We start from the raw sequence: 18414 nt of genomic DNA on the forward strand, positions 1-18414 counted from the left end.
ACGCCACCGATATCCTTCACTCGCATTCCCTCAAGCAGGAGCTGGCCCGGTTGATGGATTGGGCCGAGGCGTGGGGACGTCAGGATTTGGCGACAGATCCTGCCTGACGGCCGCGTTCGGACCGTCAGGCAGGAATGGCTTTGTCGAATTGGCTCAGCTATCCGATTTCAGCTTGCCCGCCGTTGCCCAAGCATCCTTCGAAATCTCGGTAATGATGATTTCCACCGATTCCGGTGGGCAAGCCAGCGTCCCACCGGCTGCAGTTGCCAGCGCTCTTGGAAGGCTTCTTTCGAAGTCCGGGAGGAGCGCTAGCGATTTGGCAGCGTTTGCCTCGGTCATTCTTCGTTAAAGTGTCTCGCGTCGACCTGTCTGCGAGCAAGCCCCGTCCCTTGTTGCGCTCTCAGCCGCAGATTGCGTGGTTGCTGCGAACTGAAAAGGGTCAAGATCGCATAAATGAAGGCACGGCAGGTTCACGAATGTTGTCGATCATGCGCATTCGTTTTGCCAGAAAGTCGTTGTCCGCTCTTGCCGAAGAGGCAGATCCTGTCCGTCCGTGGCTGCAGCCAAATCGTCTCTTCCGGTTCTATGTCGAGCCTATCGTGGAAGACGGCTACGATCGTCTGCTGACCCACGGTCGCCGTTATGTGAGTTTCAGAACCGAGCGGCTCGACGACGACCACGCGTGCCGGAATGCCCACATTTGCCACCGACAAGGTCAAGTATTCCGGCCGTATGCCGTACACGCCCTCCACGCCAATGAGTTCTGCTGCGTCGCCGAGTAGGGGCAACATAATGCCGTCATTCGTCTTGAAGACTGGCCGATCGCCGTCTCTGTCAAAGCACCCGTTCAGGAGGTTCATTGCCGGAGAGCCGATGAAGGCGGCGACAAAGGTGCTTCGCGGATTGTCGTAAAGCTCGAGTGGCCGACCGATCTGCTCGATATGCCCGCCATTCATGACGACGATGCGATCAGCCATTGTCATTGCCTCGACCTGATCGTGCGTGACGTAGATGGTCGTCGTCGCAAGGCGACGGTGCAAGCTTTTGATCTCGGCGCGCATGGCGACGCGAAGTTTTGCGTCGAGGTTGGAGAGGGGCTCGTCGAAGAGAAAGACCTGCGGATTGCGGACAATCGAACGGCCCATAGCAACGCGCTGGCGTTGGCCGCCGGAGAGCTGGCGGGGGTAGCGCCCCAAGAGCTCCGTGAGGCCGAGAATCTGCGCGGCATGCGCCACGCGCTTTTGCTTCTCTTCCTTCGACGCGCCCGCAAGCGTCAGTGAAAAAGCCATGTTTTCGGCAACCGTCATATGCGGATAGAGCGCATAGTTCTGAAAAACCATGGATATGTCGCGCTCTTTGGGCGGCAGGCCGTTGACGACCCGTCCGCCGATGCCGATCTCGCCGCCAGTGATGTCTTCAAGGCCTGCGATCATTCTGAGCAGGGTCGACTTGCCGCAACCCGATGGCCCCACGAGAACGACGAACTCGCCGTCGGCAATCTCGGCGGAGACGCCGTGGAGTATTTCCACGGCGCCGTAGGCCTTGCGTGCCTTAACTATGGTGACTGTCGCCATCATACGCCTCCAATCCGGATTTCGTTCGACGACAAGGCTCCTTCATGGACGAGAAGGCCGACACCACCGTCACGGAAGGCGTCTGAAGATGTATCTTCCGCCGTTACTGAAACGCCATCGGCCTCGAAGGTAATGCGCGCGCCTTCAGCCTTGACCTTCATTGAAATGTTCCTGTCGAATTCGGTCCTGAAGGCCGTTTCGGCCAGCACAGTGGTATCCTCGTCGCGTACCCTGACAATCTGCATCTTGCCGTCGCGCGTCACGCGCGCTCCGTAGTAGCGGCGCAGGCCCTGCGCGCGCACAGCAAGGCCGCCATAATTGCCCAGATGGATCATCACCTGGCCCGACGCCTGATAATCCGTCCATTGCCGGGTGCCATGAATGATGATGCCTTCGCCGCTATTTTGCGAGATGCGGAAGGCGGCTGGGAAACGCTTGGAGAAGAAGCTCGCGCCATTCACCCAAGCCATGCGCCAGAAGTCACCATCGCCGGCCGGCCGCTTCAGCGTCAGTTTAGGCGCTCCGTCCCAACGGAGATAATCGACGAGCAGCCGGCCATCGGCACGCCGCCCGGTGCCGCTCACGGTGATGCCGATCTCAGCGACGGGCTGGCCGTCGACCTCGGGAAGGGCCCATTCGAGAACGGCTCCCGAGCCGGGTTCGATGATAACAGCAGCGGAGTCGATGTCGCTCAACTGGTCGCGCCCGTCATAGACGCGGATGCGCAAGCGCGCTTCGATCGCCCCGTGGTTTTGAGCGTCGGCCTTGACGCGTGCGGTCACCGTCTGCCCCGGATAGACGAGTGGCGTCGCCATCAGATCGTAGGTGCGCATGTCGAGCATTTCGCGTGGCGAAAAAGTCGGCGTCATCACGATGGCGTTTTGTGCTGGCCCGAGCGCTTCGTAGTCAATCGAGAGCGCACGGCCGCTCTCGAACTCCGTATTGCCGACGCGCACGCCGCTTGCCGCGCTGAGGCCTATATGCGGGCGAAAACCCTGCAGGCTCCCGGGGAGCGAGAAGTGAAATTGCGCTCCGTTCTTGGGAGGTGTGAGCGCCTGTTGCCCGCCAAGCTTAAGGCCGAGATTGGTGAGGAAGTAGGCCTGCCGCACGGCATCGTTGACGGAGTTGCCGCCATCAGCCGAGGAAATCAGCATACGGTCGGCGATAGGACCGCGGAAGTCGGGGCCTTCGGTAAGACTATCAAGGCCATTCATGATGCCGAGTAGGCAGCCGACATTGCCGGCGTTGCAGTCGGTATCCCAGCCGGATGTGTTGACAATCATCTGGGCTTTCTGGAAGTCGTGCGGCGCGTAAAGAACCGTCATGATCATCAGCGCGTGATTGGGCATGATGTGGCAATTGCCCGGATACTTATCGTAGCCGTAATTGTCCTCGATCTTCTGGCGTGTGTCGCGCCAATCCGAATGGGCCTTGTGCCAGGTGCGAATGTCGGAGATCAGCCTTGCGATCTGGCTGTCGCTCGGGATCTGCTTCAGTCCTGTATCGATCAAATGATCGATGTCGGATGTGACGAAAGCCTCAGCCTCCATCGCGGCCCACAGCATGGCGGCATAGACCGACTCGCCGTCATGGCTGACCTTTCCGGCTTGCTCGGCAAGTCTTGCAGCGAGTTCCGGTTGACCGGGCGCGACCATCGCCCATCCGTCGATAAAGATCTGCGCGCCGATCTGCTCGGCTACACCCTGACCGTTGGTGGCGATCGAACCGGAGTCCGGAGCCGGCACACCCTTCTTGAGGTTTAGCCAGGCAGTGTGCTCGGTCGAGTTACCATTGCCACCCCACCAAAGGATCGAACGCTCCTCGACGATATAGTTGAGCCAGGCTTTGCCAATCTCTCCAGCCGAAAGATTTGGCTTTATTCCGTAGTCTTCAAGCGCGCGGATAAAGGTGAAGGTGCCGGCGACATCATCGTCGGTAACGACAAGCGGTTGGTTCAAGCGTTCATGGACGTAGTATTCGATCGGCCCCAGCTCTTCCATGATCCTGTGGTAGGTCCACCCTTCGAAAGGGCGGCCGAGATAGACGCCGATGAGCTTGCCCAGGACGCCGGCGTAGACACGTTCAAGATAGTCGTTCGGAAGCTGCATTGCTCACTCCATATAGTCGATAAAATCGTTCAGCCCTTGACGGAGCCGCCGGCCATGCCTTCGATGAAGCGCTTTTGCATGAAGACAAAAAGCACCACGACGGGCACGACAATGATGAGCGCCGCGGCCATGATCTCGCCCCAGTCAGAGCTGTACTGGCCGGACAATAGGAAGAAGGCGATGACAGCGGTCATGTTTTGTTGTTTCTGCAAGAAGGTCGTCGCGATTAGAAACTCGTTCCACGAGTTCAGGCCTATGATCAGCGCCACGGTCAGAATGCCCGGCGAGACGATTGGCAGCATGACCCGCCAGAAGACCTGCCAATGCGTGGCGCCGTCGACGATCGCCGCCTCTTCGAGCTCCTTCGGGACCGCGAGGAAATAGGTTCTGAGCAGCATCACGGCAAAGGGGCTGTAAAGCGCGGTATAGATCAGTGCTACGCCGAAGATGTTGTTGATGAGACCAAGCTTGGCAAAGCCGAAATAGAGCGGAAAGATGTAAAGCTGGATCGGTGCAGTTGTCGTTGCCAACAGATAGAAGGTGAAAATCTTCCAGCTTTTGATCTTGCGCCGCGCGATCACATAGGCGGTGAGCGACGATGTCGTGCAGACGAGCACAATCGTCGTGCCGGATACGATCAGCGAATTGATGAAGGTCTGCGAGAATTTGGCGTGCGTCCAGGCGTTCGCAAAATTCTGCCAGCGGATCGATTGGGGCAATCCGAGTGGATTCTGCACGATCTGTGCCGCCGGTTTCAAGGAGTTCAGAACCAGAAGGGCGATAGGGAAAAGCGCCAGAAAGGCGAAGATTCCAAGAAGAACATAGCAGACCCATAGGGTCAGGCGGCTTTCAACGAGCCTCATTGCTCGCCCTCCTTGGTCTGGACGCGCACATAGAAGAACGTGCCGACGAGCCCGAAAAGGCTGATGACAAGTGCGGCGGCGGCGGCCTGTCCGACGTTCAGGTCGTAGAAAGCCTTTCTGTAGGCAAGCGTCGAAAGCAGTTCGCTGGAAAAGGCGGGACCGCCCTGGGTCAGAATGTAGACGAAGTCGAAAGCGAGAAACGACCAGATGACGGTCATGATCATCATGAGCGTGACGGTCGGACGGATGCTTGGAAGCAGCACGTAGCGCATCATCTGGAGATAGGTCGCGCCTTCGAGGCGGGCAGCTTCGATCTGTTCCTGCGGTACCTGCCGGAGTGCGGCAAAGAAAATGACGCAGAGAAAGCCCCACCAGTGCCACAAATCGACCGTTGCGACGCCGAATAGTGCGATCGGTGGCTGCGTCAGCGGATTGGGAATGGGCAGGCCGTACTTCTTGAGGAGGCCGAAAACGCCGGTGACGGGGCTATAGATCATGCCCTGCCAGATGCGGGCCGTAATCGCGGTCGCAATGACAACAGGGAGAAAGTACACGACCTGGAAGTAATTGCTGCCGCGGCGCACGATCAGCAGCATGGAGGCCGCCAACAACCCCATAAGGATCGGTACGATCAGGAAGACCAGCGTCCATATGATGTTATTGCCGAGCGCCAGCCAGAAGACGCGATCGGCAGCCAGTGCGCGAAAATTATCGAGCCCAGCAAAAGTGGGCGACGAAATGCCGTCCCAGTTGCAGAAGGCGAGCGCCACCGTCAGCAAGGCGGGCACGAGAACGATGATGATGTTGATGACCATCGTCGGAACGAGATAGAGTCGGTGCATATTGTCCTCCGGGGGAGGGCGGCGCCTTATGGGCCGCCCTGCGGCCAGATCAAGTGCGGGCCGGAACCGCCGGCGCCTTACCGGCGTCGCGTTCCTGCTTGAAGGTCTCGTCCAGCCTCTTGAGGAAGTCTGCCGGCTTCGTCTTCTTCAGCCAGACCTCTTCCATGCCGCTGACCAGATAGGTGTCTGTGGCGGGCGGAAGGAAGGTCCAGGTCGTGTAGCCGTATTTGCCGGCGCCGACTGCGGCCGCCAGCTGCTTCATCGCATCCTCATAGAGAGGCAGTACCTTGTCGGAAAGATTGACCTTGGAGAGATCGGCAAGCGGAAGGTTCCATTCTCCCTGCCAGACCGAGTTCATCTTGCTGTAGTAGTCGTCCGTGAGCATGTAATCGAGAACGGCGGCGGCACCATTTGAATTGCCTGACTTGGAATTGATCGACAGTGTCGAGCCGATGCCGAGTGCGAAGATTGGATCGCCTTTCTCGCTTGGGAAGCCGACGAAGCCGGGTTCCGCATTATTCTGCGGGAAATAGGTCTGCACGTTGGTGAAGTTCCAGGTACCGGTCGGTGCCATGCCGGCTTGGCCGGTGGCGATCTGCGCAAAGGCCTGTTCGAGCGTCAGCGAGAAATAATTGTCGCCGAAGTAACCCTTGTCCCACCACTCCGCGAGCTTATCGATCGAGTGGATAAAGGCGGGATCGGTCCAGGAAATGGCGCCCGTCAGCGCCTTATAGACATTCTCAGGTCCCGCAATCGAGTTGAAGGCGATCGAAACATAATGCTCGTTGGCTGGGCGCCAGTCGGCGTTGCCGGCGCCGAAAGGGGTGAGGCCCTTGGCTTTCATCTCATCGGCAAGCGCCTCAAAGTCGCTGATCTTTGTCGGAACCGTCCATTTGTTCTGATCGAACAGGGTCTTGTTGTAGAAGAGGCCAAGCGTTTCGTATGTCTTTGCCAGTGCGTAGAGCTTGCCATTATATCGGCCAAGATCAAGGAAGAGCGGCAGCAGGCGTTCGTTCCAGCTGTATTTCTTCGCGTAGTCGTCAAGCGGCATAAGCTGACCGGCCTGCGCCATCGCTGCAACATAACTCGGGCCGGCTGTGAAGACGACATCGGGGCCGGTGCCGGCAAGCATTGCGACGCGCAATTGCTTGTCAAGATCGGAGCCGCGGAAATCGATAGTCAGAAGTTCGTCTGGGTGCGCCAAATTGAACGGATCGATCAGGATGTTCTTGAGATTCTCCTGATTCTCTGGCGAGGCTGATTCATACCAGAAGGATATCGACTTCTGATCCGCCGCAAATGCGAAACGGGACATGAGTGGCAACGCGGCCAAGCCCAAGCCGGCTTTCAAAATTGTACGTCTATGCATCGGTTTTCTCCTCCCGATTTGATTTTTATTCTTTGCTCGTCGAACCCCTGACGATGAGATCGAAGGGCATTTCAACGGCGGTTCCAGCACCGGTCTTCTCCCCGCGCAGACGTTCCATCAGCGTCTGTGCGGCGCGTTCTCCCATTTGCCATTGAAACTGTGCGACCGTTGTCAGCGTTGGGGTCACGAGCTTGGCAGCGGAAATGTCATCGAAACCCACGACGGCGATATCGTCGGGAATGCGGATACCGTGCTCGCGGAGCGACTGCATGACGCCGATCGCCATCAGGTCGTTGGCAGCAAAAATGGCCGTCGGCTGGAAATCGCCGCCGAGAATCCGGCCCGCGGCACGGACGCCGCCCATCTCTGAAAACTCGTCGTCGATGACGACGTGCTCAGGAAGGGTGTGCTTTGCAAGCGCCGTGCGATACCCGTCGATTCGATGCGCCTGTGGGCCGCCACGGCCCGCAACAAGCGCGATGCGCGTATGACCGAGACCCAGCAAGTATTCAGTTACGCTTTGCGCGGCCGCGCGGCTGTCGACGTAAATATCGTCAACAGGGATGTCCCCACCACCCTTCTTAGACGATTCGATTCTCACGATGGGAACGCCGGCCTCCGCCAATGGGTTGAAGTCCTTGGCCTTCAGCGTGAAGAAAACGCCGATCACGCCGTCGACGCGACCTTGCCTCGCCCAATCGAGGAAATGGCGTTCGCGCTCGGGGGTGCCGTCCGTGTTGACGGTGATCACATCGTAGTTCTGGCCGTCAGCGATCGACTGAATGCCTCGGATCAACGACGGATAGAATGGGTTGGTGATGTCCGGGACGATGCAGGCAATGGTCATCGAGCGGCTTGTCTTGAGCGCTTGCGCAAAGCGGTTTGGCACATAACCAAGGTCCTTGGCCGCCTTCGTGATGCGCGCCCAGGTCTCCGCGGGAATGGATGCTCCGCCGCCGCTGAGCACCATGGAAACGGTTGCTTGTGAGACGCCAGCCGCCTTCGCGACATCCTTTTGTGTTGCTCGTCCGTTTGTCATCATTGATTACTTATACGTATTAGTGATACGTATCAATAGGTCGGCCGCGCACCGGTGTCAAGCGTGACGTTGGTGATTTCCGCTAGGAACTGACCCGGAGTGGGAGTGGGCTTTTCGGGCTGGACCAGCGAGGGCTATGGAGTGATCGAGATGGCGTTACCGAGCGTGATCCGACACTGGCATTTTCGAGGGCATGTATCGATCGGGGAGATTTGCCGCAGGACCGGCCTGTCCCGGAATACCATCCGCAAATATCTGCGTGCCGGCGGCATGGAGCCGTAGTTCAAGGTGCCGGTGCGGCGGAGCAAATTTGATCCGTTTGCTGATCGGTTAAGTCGCACCGATAAATGGCGATCAATCGCATTGCAAAACCTTCTGAGGAACATTCGCTGGGATCGAACCAAGGCCGCTCGGTGACAAAATCGAAAAACCTTTCAAGGATTTCGAGATCCTCAGACAGCAGCTTGCCCCTACGAAGCAACCTAATCGCTCCATGATTGTCCAATCATGTAAGTCAATGTCGTATCGCACCGGTCGGCGGCATTGCGCGGGGGATTTCTGCTCGCGATTGAGGGATGGAGGCTACGGGGTAGCGAACGCTTGCTCGTCATTTGCTCCCCTTGGAGGTCTTGAGGCGCAAGCCAATTCCTGACCGGGATCTTGCCAGTCTCAGGTCATGGAATCGGCTTGTATTCGATGATCAATGTCCCGCCGAGTTTCCAGGCGACCGCGGCCCGCATCATCTTTGGTATACCACCCCTCTCCCATCGACCTCGCGATTTACGAGGCAGTTAGGAAGAGGAAATCTCAGGATTCCGAAAGCGATCGGATGCGACTGCGACACCAATTTCTCAGGCAACCAATGATTTAGACAGCCGTAGAAGTGTCGGATCATCCGGATACGGCTCGACCGTGAAGCCCATATTCTGCTCAAGCTCAACCGCGTCAAAATTGCTTCGGTCTTCGATGGACTCGATTTCATCCAGACCTCGGTCCTTGGCCTCTTGCACCATCAAGCCCAGAAGTTCCCAACCGAGTCCGTGACCCTTGAAGTCGCTGCGCACGGAAATGGCGACTTCGGCTCGTCTCTTCCTACGGTCGCAGGCTAGAACGGCTGTTGCGACTGGTGTCTCCGTATCTTGCGCAAAAGCGATGTAGCTTTCCACGGAGCTGTGATCGACACCAATCAGATCTGCGATCTGTTTGCGGGAGACATGCTTGATCGCTGATAAGAAGCGGAAGCGGAGATCTTGCGGGCTGACGTGGTCGAAAAGTTCAGCCAGAAGCCCTTCATCGTCGCTGGCGGCTGGTCTGACTAAGATCCGTAGGCCGTCGCGCGTTGTCACATTCCACTGCTGTTCCGACACGATTATTTCCTCCAATCCAATGGTACTGCCTTTCGATTGCCAGTCTGGCGATCGGCCATGAACTTAAGCTTGCGGATGATGCCCGCATTGACCGGAATCAAACTGCGTGCCGCAAGTAACAGGAACTCGCGCTCCGGTGGGTCGAAGAGATCGAGTTCTCCGGTGCCGAGCGAATGCGTGAGAGTGGCGTCAGTTGATTTTCATCTGGCGCGCCAATTCGAAACGGTCGATTGCAGACTATTGCGAGTGAAGCGTCGGGCCATCGATCTCGATCACTCGCCTGACAGAACCGACACGGCCTCATCGGCAATGATTTGCTCCTCGTCGGTCGGGATTACGAAAGCTCTAGTTTTGCTTCCAAGCGTGCTGATGACTGGCGCATTAGAGCTGTTCTCATCAGCGCCGAGATTCAATCCTAGCCATCGCAGACGGCTGCAGATTGCGGCGCGGATTTCCGGCTGATGCTCGCCTATCCCGGCGGTAAAAACGAGGCCATCGAGGCCGCCGAGAGTTGCCGTCATGCGGCCGATTTCCCCTGCAATACGTAGGGAAAAGAGGTCTACCGCCTCGGCTGCCTCACTGCGCTTGTCTCTAAGAAGATCGCGCATATCTCCGCTGATTCCCGATACCCCCAGCAAGCCAGACCTGTAGTAGAGCATCTCCTCAAGGTTTCGAAGCGTCCTGCCGCTCGCTCCAAGTAGATAAAGCAGCACGCCTGGATCGATAGTGCCGCAGCGGGTCGCCATCGGGATTCCGTCGAGCGTTGAAAATCCCATGCTGCAATCACGGCTTTCACCGCCGTCGAGGGCGCACAGGCTGGCGCCGTTGCCGAGATGGGCGACAATGACTTTGCCTGCGGCAACCTCCGGAGCCAGATTGCGCAGCTGTCGGGCAATAAATGCATAGGAGAGGCCGTGAAAACCATAGCGTTTGATGCCTCGATCGTGCAATGCCCGAGGAAGTGCAAATCGGCGTATCAGGTCGCTTTGAGTTGCATGAAAGGCCGTATCGAAGGAAGCAGTCTGTGCGAGCGCCGGCCGCAGATGTTTCATCGCACGGATCACTCGCAGCGCTTGTGGCTGGTGCAAGGGCGCGAGGGCGACCAGCTTGTCCAATTCGTCGATGTTGGCATCATTGAGAACAACAGGTCCTGCGAAACGATCGCCACCGTGAACCACGCGATGTCCGATAACGCGAACTGCCGCCATATCGAAATGTGCCGCCAGCACTTCGAACAGTTCTGCGATGACGGCCCGAAAGTCTTCTCCTCCCTCAGCCTCCAGGCGAGTGTCGAACGCAGTCGGTCCTTCGATGAGGTGAAAGGTGAGAGGTCTTCTGCTGAAATCCACCAGTCCCTTGCCGATACGCCGCGCGCCGTCCGCGTCAAATTGAAAGAGACCGATCTTCAGTGTGGAGGAGCCGGTATTGAATGTGAGAAGTAGGTTCGTATTCGGCATGATTCTTCTGTCCGTTTGAGAGTACACGTCAAGGAATTGCCGAAAATGATTCGTGGGGTAGGGCACCCTCATCGGAACTGGCCAAAATGCGCATTGCCTGACGACTATCGTCAATTTGCGGCAAGCTGCTGCCGTTCGCTTTGACCCAAGTCAAGCTGGCGAATGCCCGTAATTCCTGTCCGGTTGCTAATCTTGACGAAGATCAATGTGGATTTTCGTTCGTTGCGTAAGCTCACACCCATCGAACAACGAGTTCAAACAGGAGATGTGACCATGCAGGCCAAGACCATTCTGAGCGTCATCGGCGTCGATCAAAACGACGGCGATCTGCACTCTGCAATCGAGTTGTGTCGGGAGTCGAAGGCTCACTTGTCTGTTCTGGTGACAGCCCTTGCTGCTCCTCCGATCGGTGGATACGGCGAGGTGACATCCACGGTTTGGATCGAAGAGCGCGAGCGTCAGACGGAAAGTCTCGGTCGAAAGGTCGCAGCCACCAAGGCCGTGCTGAAGGCAGACGATATTTCGTTCGACGTGACCAGTCTCTTCACGGAATACGGATGGGCGGAGAATGAAATCGGAGAACGGGCGCGGTATGCCGACCTGACATTGATCGGTGGCGGCTTTCTGACCGATGACGATATGCGGCAGGAAATTCTGAACGGAGCCCTGTTTCGATCGCCGGCACCGATCCTTCTCGTGCCGAAAGGATATGCGGCCTCCCTTCGCCCCAAGACGGTGCTGATCGCATGGGACAGCCGCAACGAATCAAGTCTGGCGGTTCGTGCTGCGATGGAGCAACTGACTGCTGCCGACGGTGTATGCGTTGTCATGGTCGATCCGTCCGCGACAATCGGCCGTAACGGCGAGGAGCCCGGAGCTGATATTGCAACCTTCCTCGCAAGACATGGAGTCCGGGTTTCCGTTGATATCCTGTCGAGCGGAGGCCGTGCTGTCGCGGACATTCTGCGTCAACATGCAGTCGATATCGGTGCCGAGCTGATTGTGATGGGTGCTTATGGGCATTCGCGGGTCCGTGAGTGGATTTTCGGGGGGACGACCCGCTCGATGCTCGAGCAGGCGCCTGTTCCCCTGATGATGACACGCTGACACCAATCGGCGCGTGGCTCGGCCGACAGGCGCGGCCTACTGTTTTCATCCGCAGAAAGGAAGATGCACGGTTGGCACCGATGTTATTGCCGAGTTGCGGCCGGATCGGATCGCGTAAGCCTATGCCCTTGTGAAGGCAGCAGTTTCAATCCTTGGAATGGTGGTATGGCGCCGGATGCCATCCTGCGCCATGCCAACGCGAAATCCTCGCTGTGGTCGCGCCGGCCCTTATTGCATGCATTCGTTCGCGGGCAATCCGGCTGATGTTCAGGCAAATTAGTTTCTGGAAGCAAAATCCTGCCAATTCGGGAGCTGATGCATAACAATGGCCGACTCTACCGATCGGACCATGGTGTTGGGCAACGACAAAGATCCGTGAGGCTTCGTTTGAGGCAGGCCGGTCCATTACCTTTTCGCGGTGAGTACGTAGCCGACACCCCGTATCGATTTGATCAGTTGCGGATGTGTCGGGTCGATCTCGATCTTCTTGCGCAGTCGCGCGATCTGCGCGTCAATCGTTCGATCATAAACCTCCAGATTCCGGCCGCGCGTCGCCTCCATGAGGAACTCGCGGCTGAGCACCCGCCCGGCATGGCGCGCGAACACAACCAGCATGTCGAATTCACCGGTAGTCAATTCGATTTCGCTTTTTTGTGCTGACAGAAGCTGCCGCTTGCCGATATCGAGATGCCAGCCTTCGAAGCGAAGGACATCGCCGGGTTCGCTATCCGGAGCCTTTGGCACAGGCTGGCGTCGGCGCAGAATGGACTTCAAGCGAGCATGCACTTCCCGAAGATGAAAGGGCTTGGCGATATAGTCGTCAGCGCCGACTTCAATCCCGACAATTCTGTCGACTACATCGTCGCGACCAGTCAGCATCATGATCGGAATGTCCGACTGCCCGCGAATTTCGCGGGCAAGATCCAGTCCGTCCTCTCCGCCGGGCAGGACCCAGTCCAATAGGATGATATCGAAACTCTCTTGCTGCAAAGACGCGCGCATCTCCGAACCGCTGGATGCCGTGCGCACGACATATCCTTCATCCTCAAAGTAGCGTGTCAGCATCTGCCGGATTCTGGGGTCGTCGTCCACGACCAGAAGATGTTCGCGCCGCTGTTGATCCGGGGCCATTGCGTGAGTTCCAGTAAACACGGGCTGTGACCTGTGACAATCCGTTACAAAATCGCACATTCTCTAACACGCGCGGCATTCGGCTGTCACTCGCAAGCCGCCATTCTACCCGCCAACGGAACAACATTTGAGAAGGATTGTCATGTTGTCGGCGAATAGCGTTGAACAAGTTCAGACTTACAACGACGTTGTTGTTGCTTTCGAAGCCGAACCACTCTGCCTCCAGTCGTTATTCTCAAAGCAGCCACTGGAGCAATTGGATGCCGGCAGAACGCTATTCTTCGAAGGCGATCGGGCAAAACACCTTTTTGAACTTGTGGAGGGGGTGCTGCGCATTTTCAAGATCATGGCGGATGGCAGACGCGTCATAACGGGCTTCTTCTATCCTGGTGATCTCGTCGGCGTGTCTCTCCGCGACCGCTATCTCTATAGTGCCGAAGCCGTAGTCCCCGTGAGTGTACGCCGCTTTGGCCGGCGAGCCTTCGAGGACACTGTATGCAGTTCGCCGCAACTAAGGCCGCAACTCCTCGCCCGCCTCTGCGACGAGATGGCGACCGCTCAGGACCAAATGGTATTGTTGTCCTGCAAGAACGCTGAGGAGCGCGTTTGCAGTTTTCTGTTGAAGCTACTTCGGCGTAAGCAAGGGCAGGATCGTTCATGCAGTGTCGTGGATCTTCCGATGACCCGCCTCGACATCGCCGACTATCTGGGTCTTACGATCGAGACGGTTTCCCGTAGCATGACGAAGCTGACGTGTAAGGGTATCATCGCCCCGGCGGGCCGCCATTCTATCTGCATTAAAAAAGCGAGCATGCTTGCACATCTGGCGGGGGAAGGCGATGAATGCGACGATGGCTATTCGTCTGTCATTTCCTTGGACAAGGCTCGGCGGCGCCACTAACCAGTTGAAATTGGAAGTTCCATGAACGATCAGCCGACAGGCCAGCAAGCCTCAGAAACCAGGTTGGACGAAATCGCACAGATCCTCGATAGCGCGAATATTGTCGTGCACAACTTCGATGGAATCATCCGGAGATGGACGACGGGATGCGAGCGGCTCTACGGCTGGACTCAACAGGAAGCTGTCGGCCGCGTGGTTCATGAGTTGCTGGCGACTATTTTCCCGGAGCCGCTCGAGGAAATACGCGGTAAGGTCGGTCGGCAGATTGCCTGGCAGGGCGAGCTTGTGCATCGCCATAAGGATGGCAAGCCCATTACTGTCGCGAGCCGTTGGGTTTCGGCATTCTCAACCGATCGGGACCAGCAAGTCATCATTCAGACCGATAATGATATCACTCACTTAAAGCAGATCCAGGCGGATCTGGCCGAACGTGAGGCTCATCTACGCTCGATCCTCGCGACCGTCCCTGAATCGATGATTGTTATCGACGAATCGGGTTTGATCGCGTCGTTCAGTACCGCTGCGGAAATGCTGTTTGGATACTCGGTAGACGACGTGTATGGAAAGAATGTTTCCATGCTCATGCCTTCGCCAGATCGCGAGGCCCATGATGGATATCTCTCCCACTATCTGACAACCGGCGAGCGCCGCATCATCGGTTACGGCCGCGTCGTCAGCGGGCAACGCAAAGATGGTACGGTCTTTCCAATGGAGTTGTCGGTCGGCGAGGCGGTCGCCAATGGCAAGCGGATATTTACCGGCTTCGTCCGGGATCTTACGAGCCGCCACAAGATCGAAGAGGAGCTTCGGCAATCGCAAAAGATGGAAGCCATCGGCCAATTGACCGGCGGCCTGGCCCATGACTTCAACAATCTTCTCACCGTCATCAGTGGCAACCTGGAGATGATCGAGGCGCGGCTACAAGATTCAAAGCTGCTGTCGCTGGTTTCGGAGGCGCAGGCAGCGGCCGAGGACGGGGCGAAGCTCACCGCCCAACTCCTTGCCTTTGGCCGTCGCCAGTCCCTCAATCCGAAGCTTATGGACGTAGGCAGATTCGTATCCGGCTTTTCTGATCTCTTGCGTCGCACTCTGGGCGAGGCAATCGAATTGCGAACGATTGTTACCGGCTCCACAAATGAAGCGTTGGTCGACGGCTCGCAGCTGCAGAATGCCCTCCTCAATCTTGCGATCAATGCGCGTGATGCGATGCCGCGCGGCGGGCTTTTGACGATCGAGATTTCACGCCTGCGGCTCGATGCCGACTATGCACGCATGTATCCGGAGGTCCGAACCGGCGAATACGTGCTGATCGCAGTGACAGATACCGGCGTCGGCATGTCGAGCGAAACGAAGGAGCGTGCCTTCGAGCCGTTCTTTACCACAAAGGGGATGGGCGCGGGCACCGGTCTTGGCCTCAGCATGGTCTACGGCTTTGCGAAGCAATCGGGTGGTCTTGTCCAGCTTTATAGCGAGATCGGTCAGGGGACGAGCATTCGCATTTTCCTGCCAGCTCAACAGGTGCATTCGCCAATCGAGCAGGGTCGTGTGGACGACGACAGGAAGCTTGAGATTCCAAAGGGCTTCGAGCGGATCCTCGTCGTCGAGGATGACGTTCGCGTTCGTCGCGTCACCGTCTCCCGCCTCCTCGATGCCGGATACAGTGTCATCGAGGCAAGCAATGGAACCGAGGCTCTGGCCCTTTGTCAGGAGAACCAGGACATTGCATTGCTGTTTACCGATATCGTGATGCCTGGCGGCATGGCTGGGGATGAACTTGCACACAAAATCCGGGCAATGCGCCCTGAAATCAAGGTGCTATTCACATCCGGCTATGCCGAGCCCACGATTGCTGGTCGCGAGCTCGCAGAAGCCGGCAGCTGGCTGAAGAAACCCTACACCGCCCGCCAGCTTGCCATCCGTCTTCGAGAACTCCTTGATTGACTGTCTCCTTCAGACAGCAGCGCTGTGGCGCGCTTTGGAGGCCTGTAAGTAGCGATCGAAGCGGGAGGCGATAACACGGACGAAAGGCAATCCTTCGGCGCTCACCGAAAACACATCTCCGTCAAAGGAAACCATCGCACCTTCCGACGTAGCAATTCGCGCTGTCTCGACTGGCAACGAGCCGAGGTCACCTCCGAAAGCTCGCTTCAGATCGTTGATGGAGAAGGAAAAATTGCACATCAGGCTCTCGATCAACCTGCCGATGATGCGGTCGGAGGGTGAAAGTTCGAAACCGCGGGCGGTGGCGAAGCTACCGCCCCTTACGCTTCGAATATAGTCAGCGGTGGAAGTCGTGTTCTGGATATAGCCCTGCGGCAGCTTCCCGATCGAAGAGGCCCCGAGTCCGATTAGTGTCTCGGCTTCGTCTGTCGTATAACCCTGAAAATTGCGCCTCAGTCTCCCCGCGGCAGCGGCATTTGCGAGGCTATCGCTTTCGAGGGCGAAGTGATCTATCCCGAGAGGGACATATCCGGCGTCAGCCAATCGAGCCGCACCAGCCATTACCATGTCGAACCGCGCAGCAGGCCCGGGGAGACTATCCTGATCTATCAGGCTCTGGTGCTTTTTCATCCAGGGCACATGTGCATAGCCAAACAATGCCAGTCGGTTTGGCCGCATCGACAGGGCAAGATCTACGGTCCGCAGCAATGTCTCTGTTGTCTGCAGTGGCAAGCCGTAAATGATATCAAGGTTGATCGAACCGATCCCGGCGTCGCGCAATGACTGAACGACAAGCTGCGTTTGCTCGAGACTTTGCAGCCGATTAATGGCGTGTTGAACATGGGGGTCGAAGTCCTGAACGCCGAGGCTGGCGCGCGTCATACCAAATCGGCGCCAAGCCTCGAGTTTTTCACCGTCCACATTGCGTGGATCTATTTCGATGCTGATGGCACAATCCGGATCCAGATCGAAAGCATTATCGAGCTTTGCGCGCAAATTGGCGATATCGGCAGGTTCGATCATCGTGGGCGAGCCGCCTCCGAAATGGATGGCGTTCACCCGCCGTCGATCTGAAAATGCGGCCGCCGTGAGCGCGATTTCCGCTCCAAGTGCATCCAGATATTCCGTGACGGGATCGTAACGTCTTACTTGCTTGGTATGACAGCCGCAAAACCAGCAAAGCCGATCGCAAAAAGGTACATGCAGGTAAAGTGAAACGGGATTTTCTGGATCGGTCTCACTTAGCCATTCGGCATAGCAGGCACGATCGATCCCCGCATGAAAATGCGGTGCCGTGGGATAGCTGGTGTAACGCGGTACGGGTTGGGTGTAACGGGCAAGCCTATCGATGGTCACTGGACGTTTCTTTCAATGGATCTGCTTCAGCGGTCGACAGCCGGGCGGTATGCCCGGCTGCGTGTGCCCTACTCGTGCTTGCCTTGCATGACTTGATCATCCATGAGCTCATACCACATGGCGTTGAGGACGGCGAAAGCGGCTGCGAGGGGGAGGCCGAGGAGCCAGGCGAAATACCACATGCGAAGTCTCCTTGAGGTTAGTAGGCGTGACCGCCCTTGTCGTTGACCGTCTCGGCATCGACCTTGCCCCAGAGCACGCGGTAGACCCAGGCGGTGTAGGCCAGGATCATCGGCAGGAAGATGATGGTGACGACGAGCATGATGAACAGCGTCATGTGACTGGACGAAGCATCCCAAACCGTCAGGCTGGATCGCGGATCGAGCGACGACGGCAGAAGGAAGGGGAACATCGACAGGCCCACCGTCGAGATGATGCCGAAGATCGCGAGTTTGCTGAACAGCAGCACGGTCACTTGCCGTCGTCCGAGCAGGGCGAACAGCGCGCCGGCCGTGCCGACAAAGCCAAGGACCGGRGCCACGATCATCCAAGGATGAGCGCTATAATTGGCAAGCCAGGCTCCCGGACTATGTTCGGCCGTCTTCAGCAACGGATTGGACGGTCCGGCCGCATCGATTGCGCTGGAGATGCGATAGCCGTCTATATCAATCCAGAGGAACAGMCCCCCCAGAGCAAAGAGCACGATCACCGCCAGCGCGGCAATGCTGCCATAGCGACGGGCGCGCTCCGCGACGATCCCATCCGTCTTGACCTGAAGCCAGGCCGCACCGTGCATGGTGAGCATGGCGACGGACAACAGGCCGCAGAGAAGCGCATAGGGGTTCAGCAGTGCGAAGAAGGATCCTTCGTAATAAATGCGCATGTCTTCGTCGAACCGGAAAGGGACACCTTGAAGCACATTCCCGACCGCTACGCCGAAAATCAGCGAGGGAACGAAGCCGCCGATGAACAAGGCCCAATCCCAGCCGGCCTTCCAGCCGTCGCCGTCGCGCTTCGAGCGATACTTGAAGGCGACGGGCCGCAGGATCAACGCGAACAGAATGGCGAACATGGCAAGATAGAAGCCGGAGAAGGACACGGCGTAGAGCGGCGGCCAGGCGGCGAAGACGGCGCCACCCCCGAGGATCAGCCAGACCTGATTGCCTTCCCAGGTCGGACCGATCGCGTTGATGGCGATGCGCCGCTCCGTATCCGTCTTGGCAACGAAGGGAAGAAGCGTGCCGACGCCGAGGTCGAAACCGTCGGTTACGGCAAAGCCGATCAGCAACACGCCGAGYAGCAGCCACCAGATGACGCGTAAGGTCTCGTAATCGATCAATTCATGCAGGATCATGGCAG

Annotated in this window: 15 protein-coding genes; 3 read left to right on the forward strand and 12 right to left on the reverse strand. The window is 57.6% G+C overall.

Annotation, left to right across the window (positions count from 1 at the left end):
• Positions 1–470: 470 nt before the first annotated feature.
• The 8 genes from QD461_RS11785 to QD461_RS11820 all read right to left on the reverse strand — a co-directional run bounded on the left by QD461_RS11785 (position 471) and on the right by QD461_RS11820 (position 10619).
• Positions 471–1574 carry an ABC transporter ATP-binding protein gene (locus QD461_RS11785; protein WP_414087940.1) on the reverse strand — a complete coding sequence of 368 codons (1104 nt, stop codon included), beginning with the start codon at positions 1572–1574 and terminating at the stop codon, positions 471–473.
• Entirely contained in the window at positions 1574–3682 is a 2109-nt protein-coding gene (locus QD461_RS11790; protein WP_414087941.1) for an ADP-ribosylglycohydrolase family protein, read from the reverse strand. Before QD461_RS11790 ends, QD461_RS11785 begins: the two co-directional genes overlap by 1 nt.
• Before the next feature lie 29 nt (positions 3683–3711).
• The gene (locus QD461_RS11795; RefSeq protein WP_414087942.1) at positions 3712–4545 is read right to left on the reverse strand and encodes a carbohydrate ABC transporter permease; all 834 of its coding nucleotides are present in this window, start codon (positions 4543–4545) and stop codon (positions 3712–3714) included.
• Complete coding sequence (locus QD461_RS11800; protein WP_414087943.1) at positions 4542–5387, reverse strand: carbohydrate ABC transporter permease; 846 nt, start codon at positions 5385–5387, stop codon at positions 4542–4544. The genes QD461_RS11795 and QD461_RS11800 overlap by 4 nt, the downstream gene beginning before the upstream one ends.
• A gap of 49 nt (positions 5388–5436) precedes the next feature.
• Positions 5437–6756 (reverse strand): ABC transporter substrate-binding protein, encoded by a 1320-nt coding sequence (locus tag QD461_RS11805; RefSeq protein WP_414087944.1) that lies wholly within the window; start codon positions 6754–6756, stop codon positions 5437–5439.
• 25 nt (positions 6757–6781) lie between these two features.
• Positions 6782–7798 (reverse strand): LacI family DNA-binding transcriptional regulator, encoded by a 1017-nt coding sequence (locus QD461_RS11810; protein WP_414087945.1) that lies wholly within the window; start codon positions 7796–7798, stop codon positions 6782–6784.
• Positions 7799–8646: 848 nt separating this feature from the next.
• Positions 8647–9162, reverse strand: coding sequence for a GNAT family N-acetyltransferase (locus QD461_RS11815; protein WP_414087946.1), 516 nt, complete (start codon positions 9160–9162; stop codon positions 8647–8649).
• A gap of 272 nt (positions 9163–9434) precedes the next feature.
• Positions 9435–10619, reverse strand: coding sequence for an acetate/propionate family kinase (locus tag QD461_RS11820; RefSeq protein ID WP_414087947.1), 1185 nt, complete (start codon positions 10617–10619; stop codon positions 9435–9437).
• Between the two features lie 273 nt (positions 10620–10892).
• On the opposite strand from QD461_RS11820, the gene QD461_RS11825 reads away from it, so the two are divergent.
• Complete coding sequence (locus tag QD461_RS11825; RefSeq protein WP_414087948.1) at positions 10893–11726, forward strand: universal stress protein; 834 nt, start codon at positions 10893–10895, stop codon at positions 11724–11726.
• Between the two features lie 405 nt (positions 11727–12131).
• Here QD461_RS11825 and QD461_RS11830 read toward each other — a convergent pair whose 3' ends face one another.
• A complete protein-coding gene (locus QD461_RS11830) occupies positions 12132–12857 on the reverse strand; it encodes a response regulator (RefSeq protein ID WP_414087949.1) in 726 nt (241 codons plus the stop codon).
• Between the two features lie 142 nt (positions 12858–12999).
• Here QD461_RS11830 and QD461_RS11835 point away from each other — a divergent pair, with 142 nt between their 5' ends.
• Together QD461_RS11835 and QD461_RS11840 are read left to right on the forward strand one after the other, a co-directional pair.
• Complete coding sequence (locus QD461_RS11835) at positions 13000–13758, forward strand: helix-turn-helix domain-containing protein (RefSeq protein WP_414087950.1); 759 nt, start codon at positions 13000–13002, stop codon at positions 13756–13758.
• Between the two features lie 21 nt (positions 13759–13779).
• Positions 13780–15699, forward strand: coding sequence for a PAS domain S-box protein (locus QD461_RS11840; protein WP_414087951.1), 1920 nt, complete (start codon positions 13780–13782; stop codon positions 15697–15699).
• A gap of 9 nt (positions 15700–15708) precedes the next feature.
• On the opposite strand, the gene hemN is transcribed toward QD461_RS11840, so the two are convergent.
• The 3 genes from hemN to cydB all read right to left on the reverse strand — a co-directional run bounded on the left by hemN (position 15709) and on the right by cydB (position 18409).
• On the reverse strand, positions 15709–17055 hold the full coding sequence (hemN, locus tag QD461_RS11845) for an oxygen-independent coproporphyrinogen III oxidase (protein WP_414087952.1): 1347 nt from the start codon (positions 17053–17055) through the stop codon (positions 15709–15711).
• A 68-nt stretch (positions 17056–17123) separates the two neighbouring features.
• Positions 17124–17237, reverse strand: a complete 114-nt coding sequence (gene cydX / locus QD461_RS11850; RefSeq protein WP_184708296.1) for a cytochrome bd-I oxidase subunit CydX — start codon at positions 17235–17237, stop codon at positions 17124–17126.
• Positions 17238–17254: 17 nt separating this feature from the next.
• Positions 17255–18409: a cytochrome d ubiquinol oxidase subunit II gene (cydB, locus tag QD461_RS11855; protein WP_414087953.1), complete on the reverse strand. Its 1155-nt coding sequence runs from the start codon at positions 18407–18409 to the stop codon at positions 17255–17257.
• Positions 18410–18414 lie beyond the last annotated feature (5 nt).

The organism is Rhizobium sp. BR 314 (genome assembly GCF_047445805.1).
GTDB classification, from domain to species: domain Bacteria; phylum Pseudomonadota; class Alphaproteobacteria; order Rhizobiales; family Rhizobiaceae; genus Rhizobium; species Rhizobium lusitanum_B.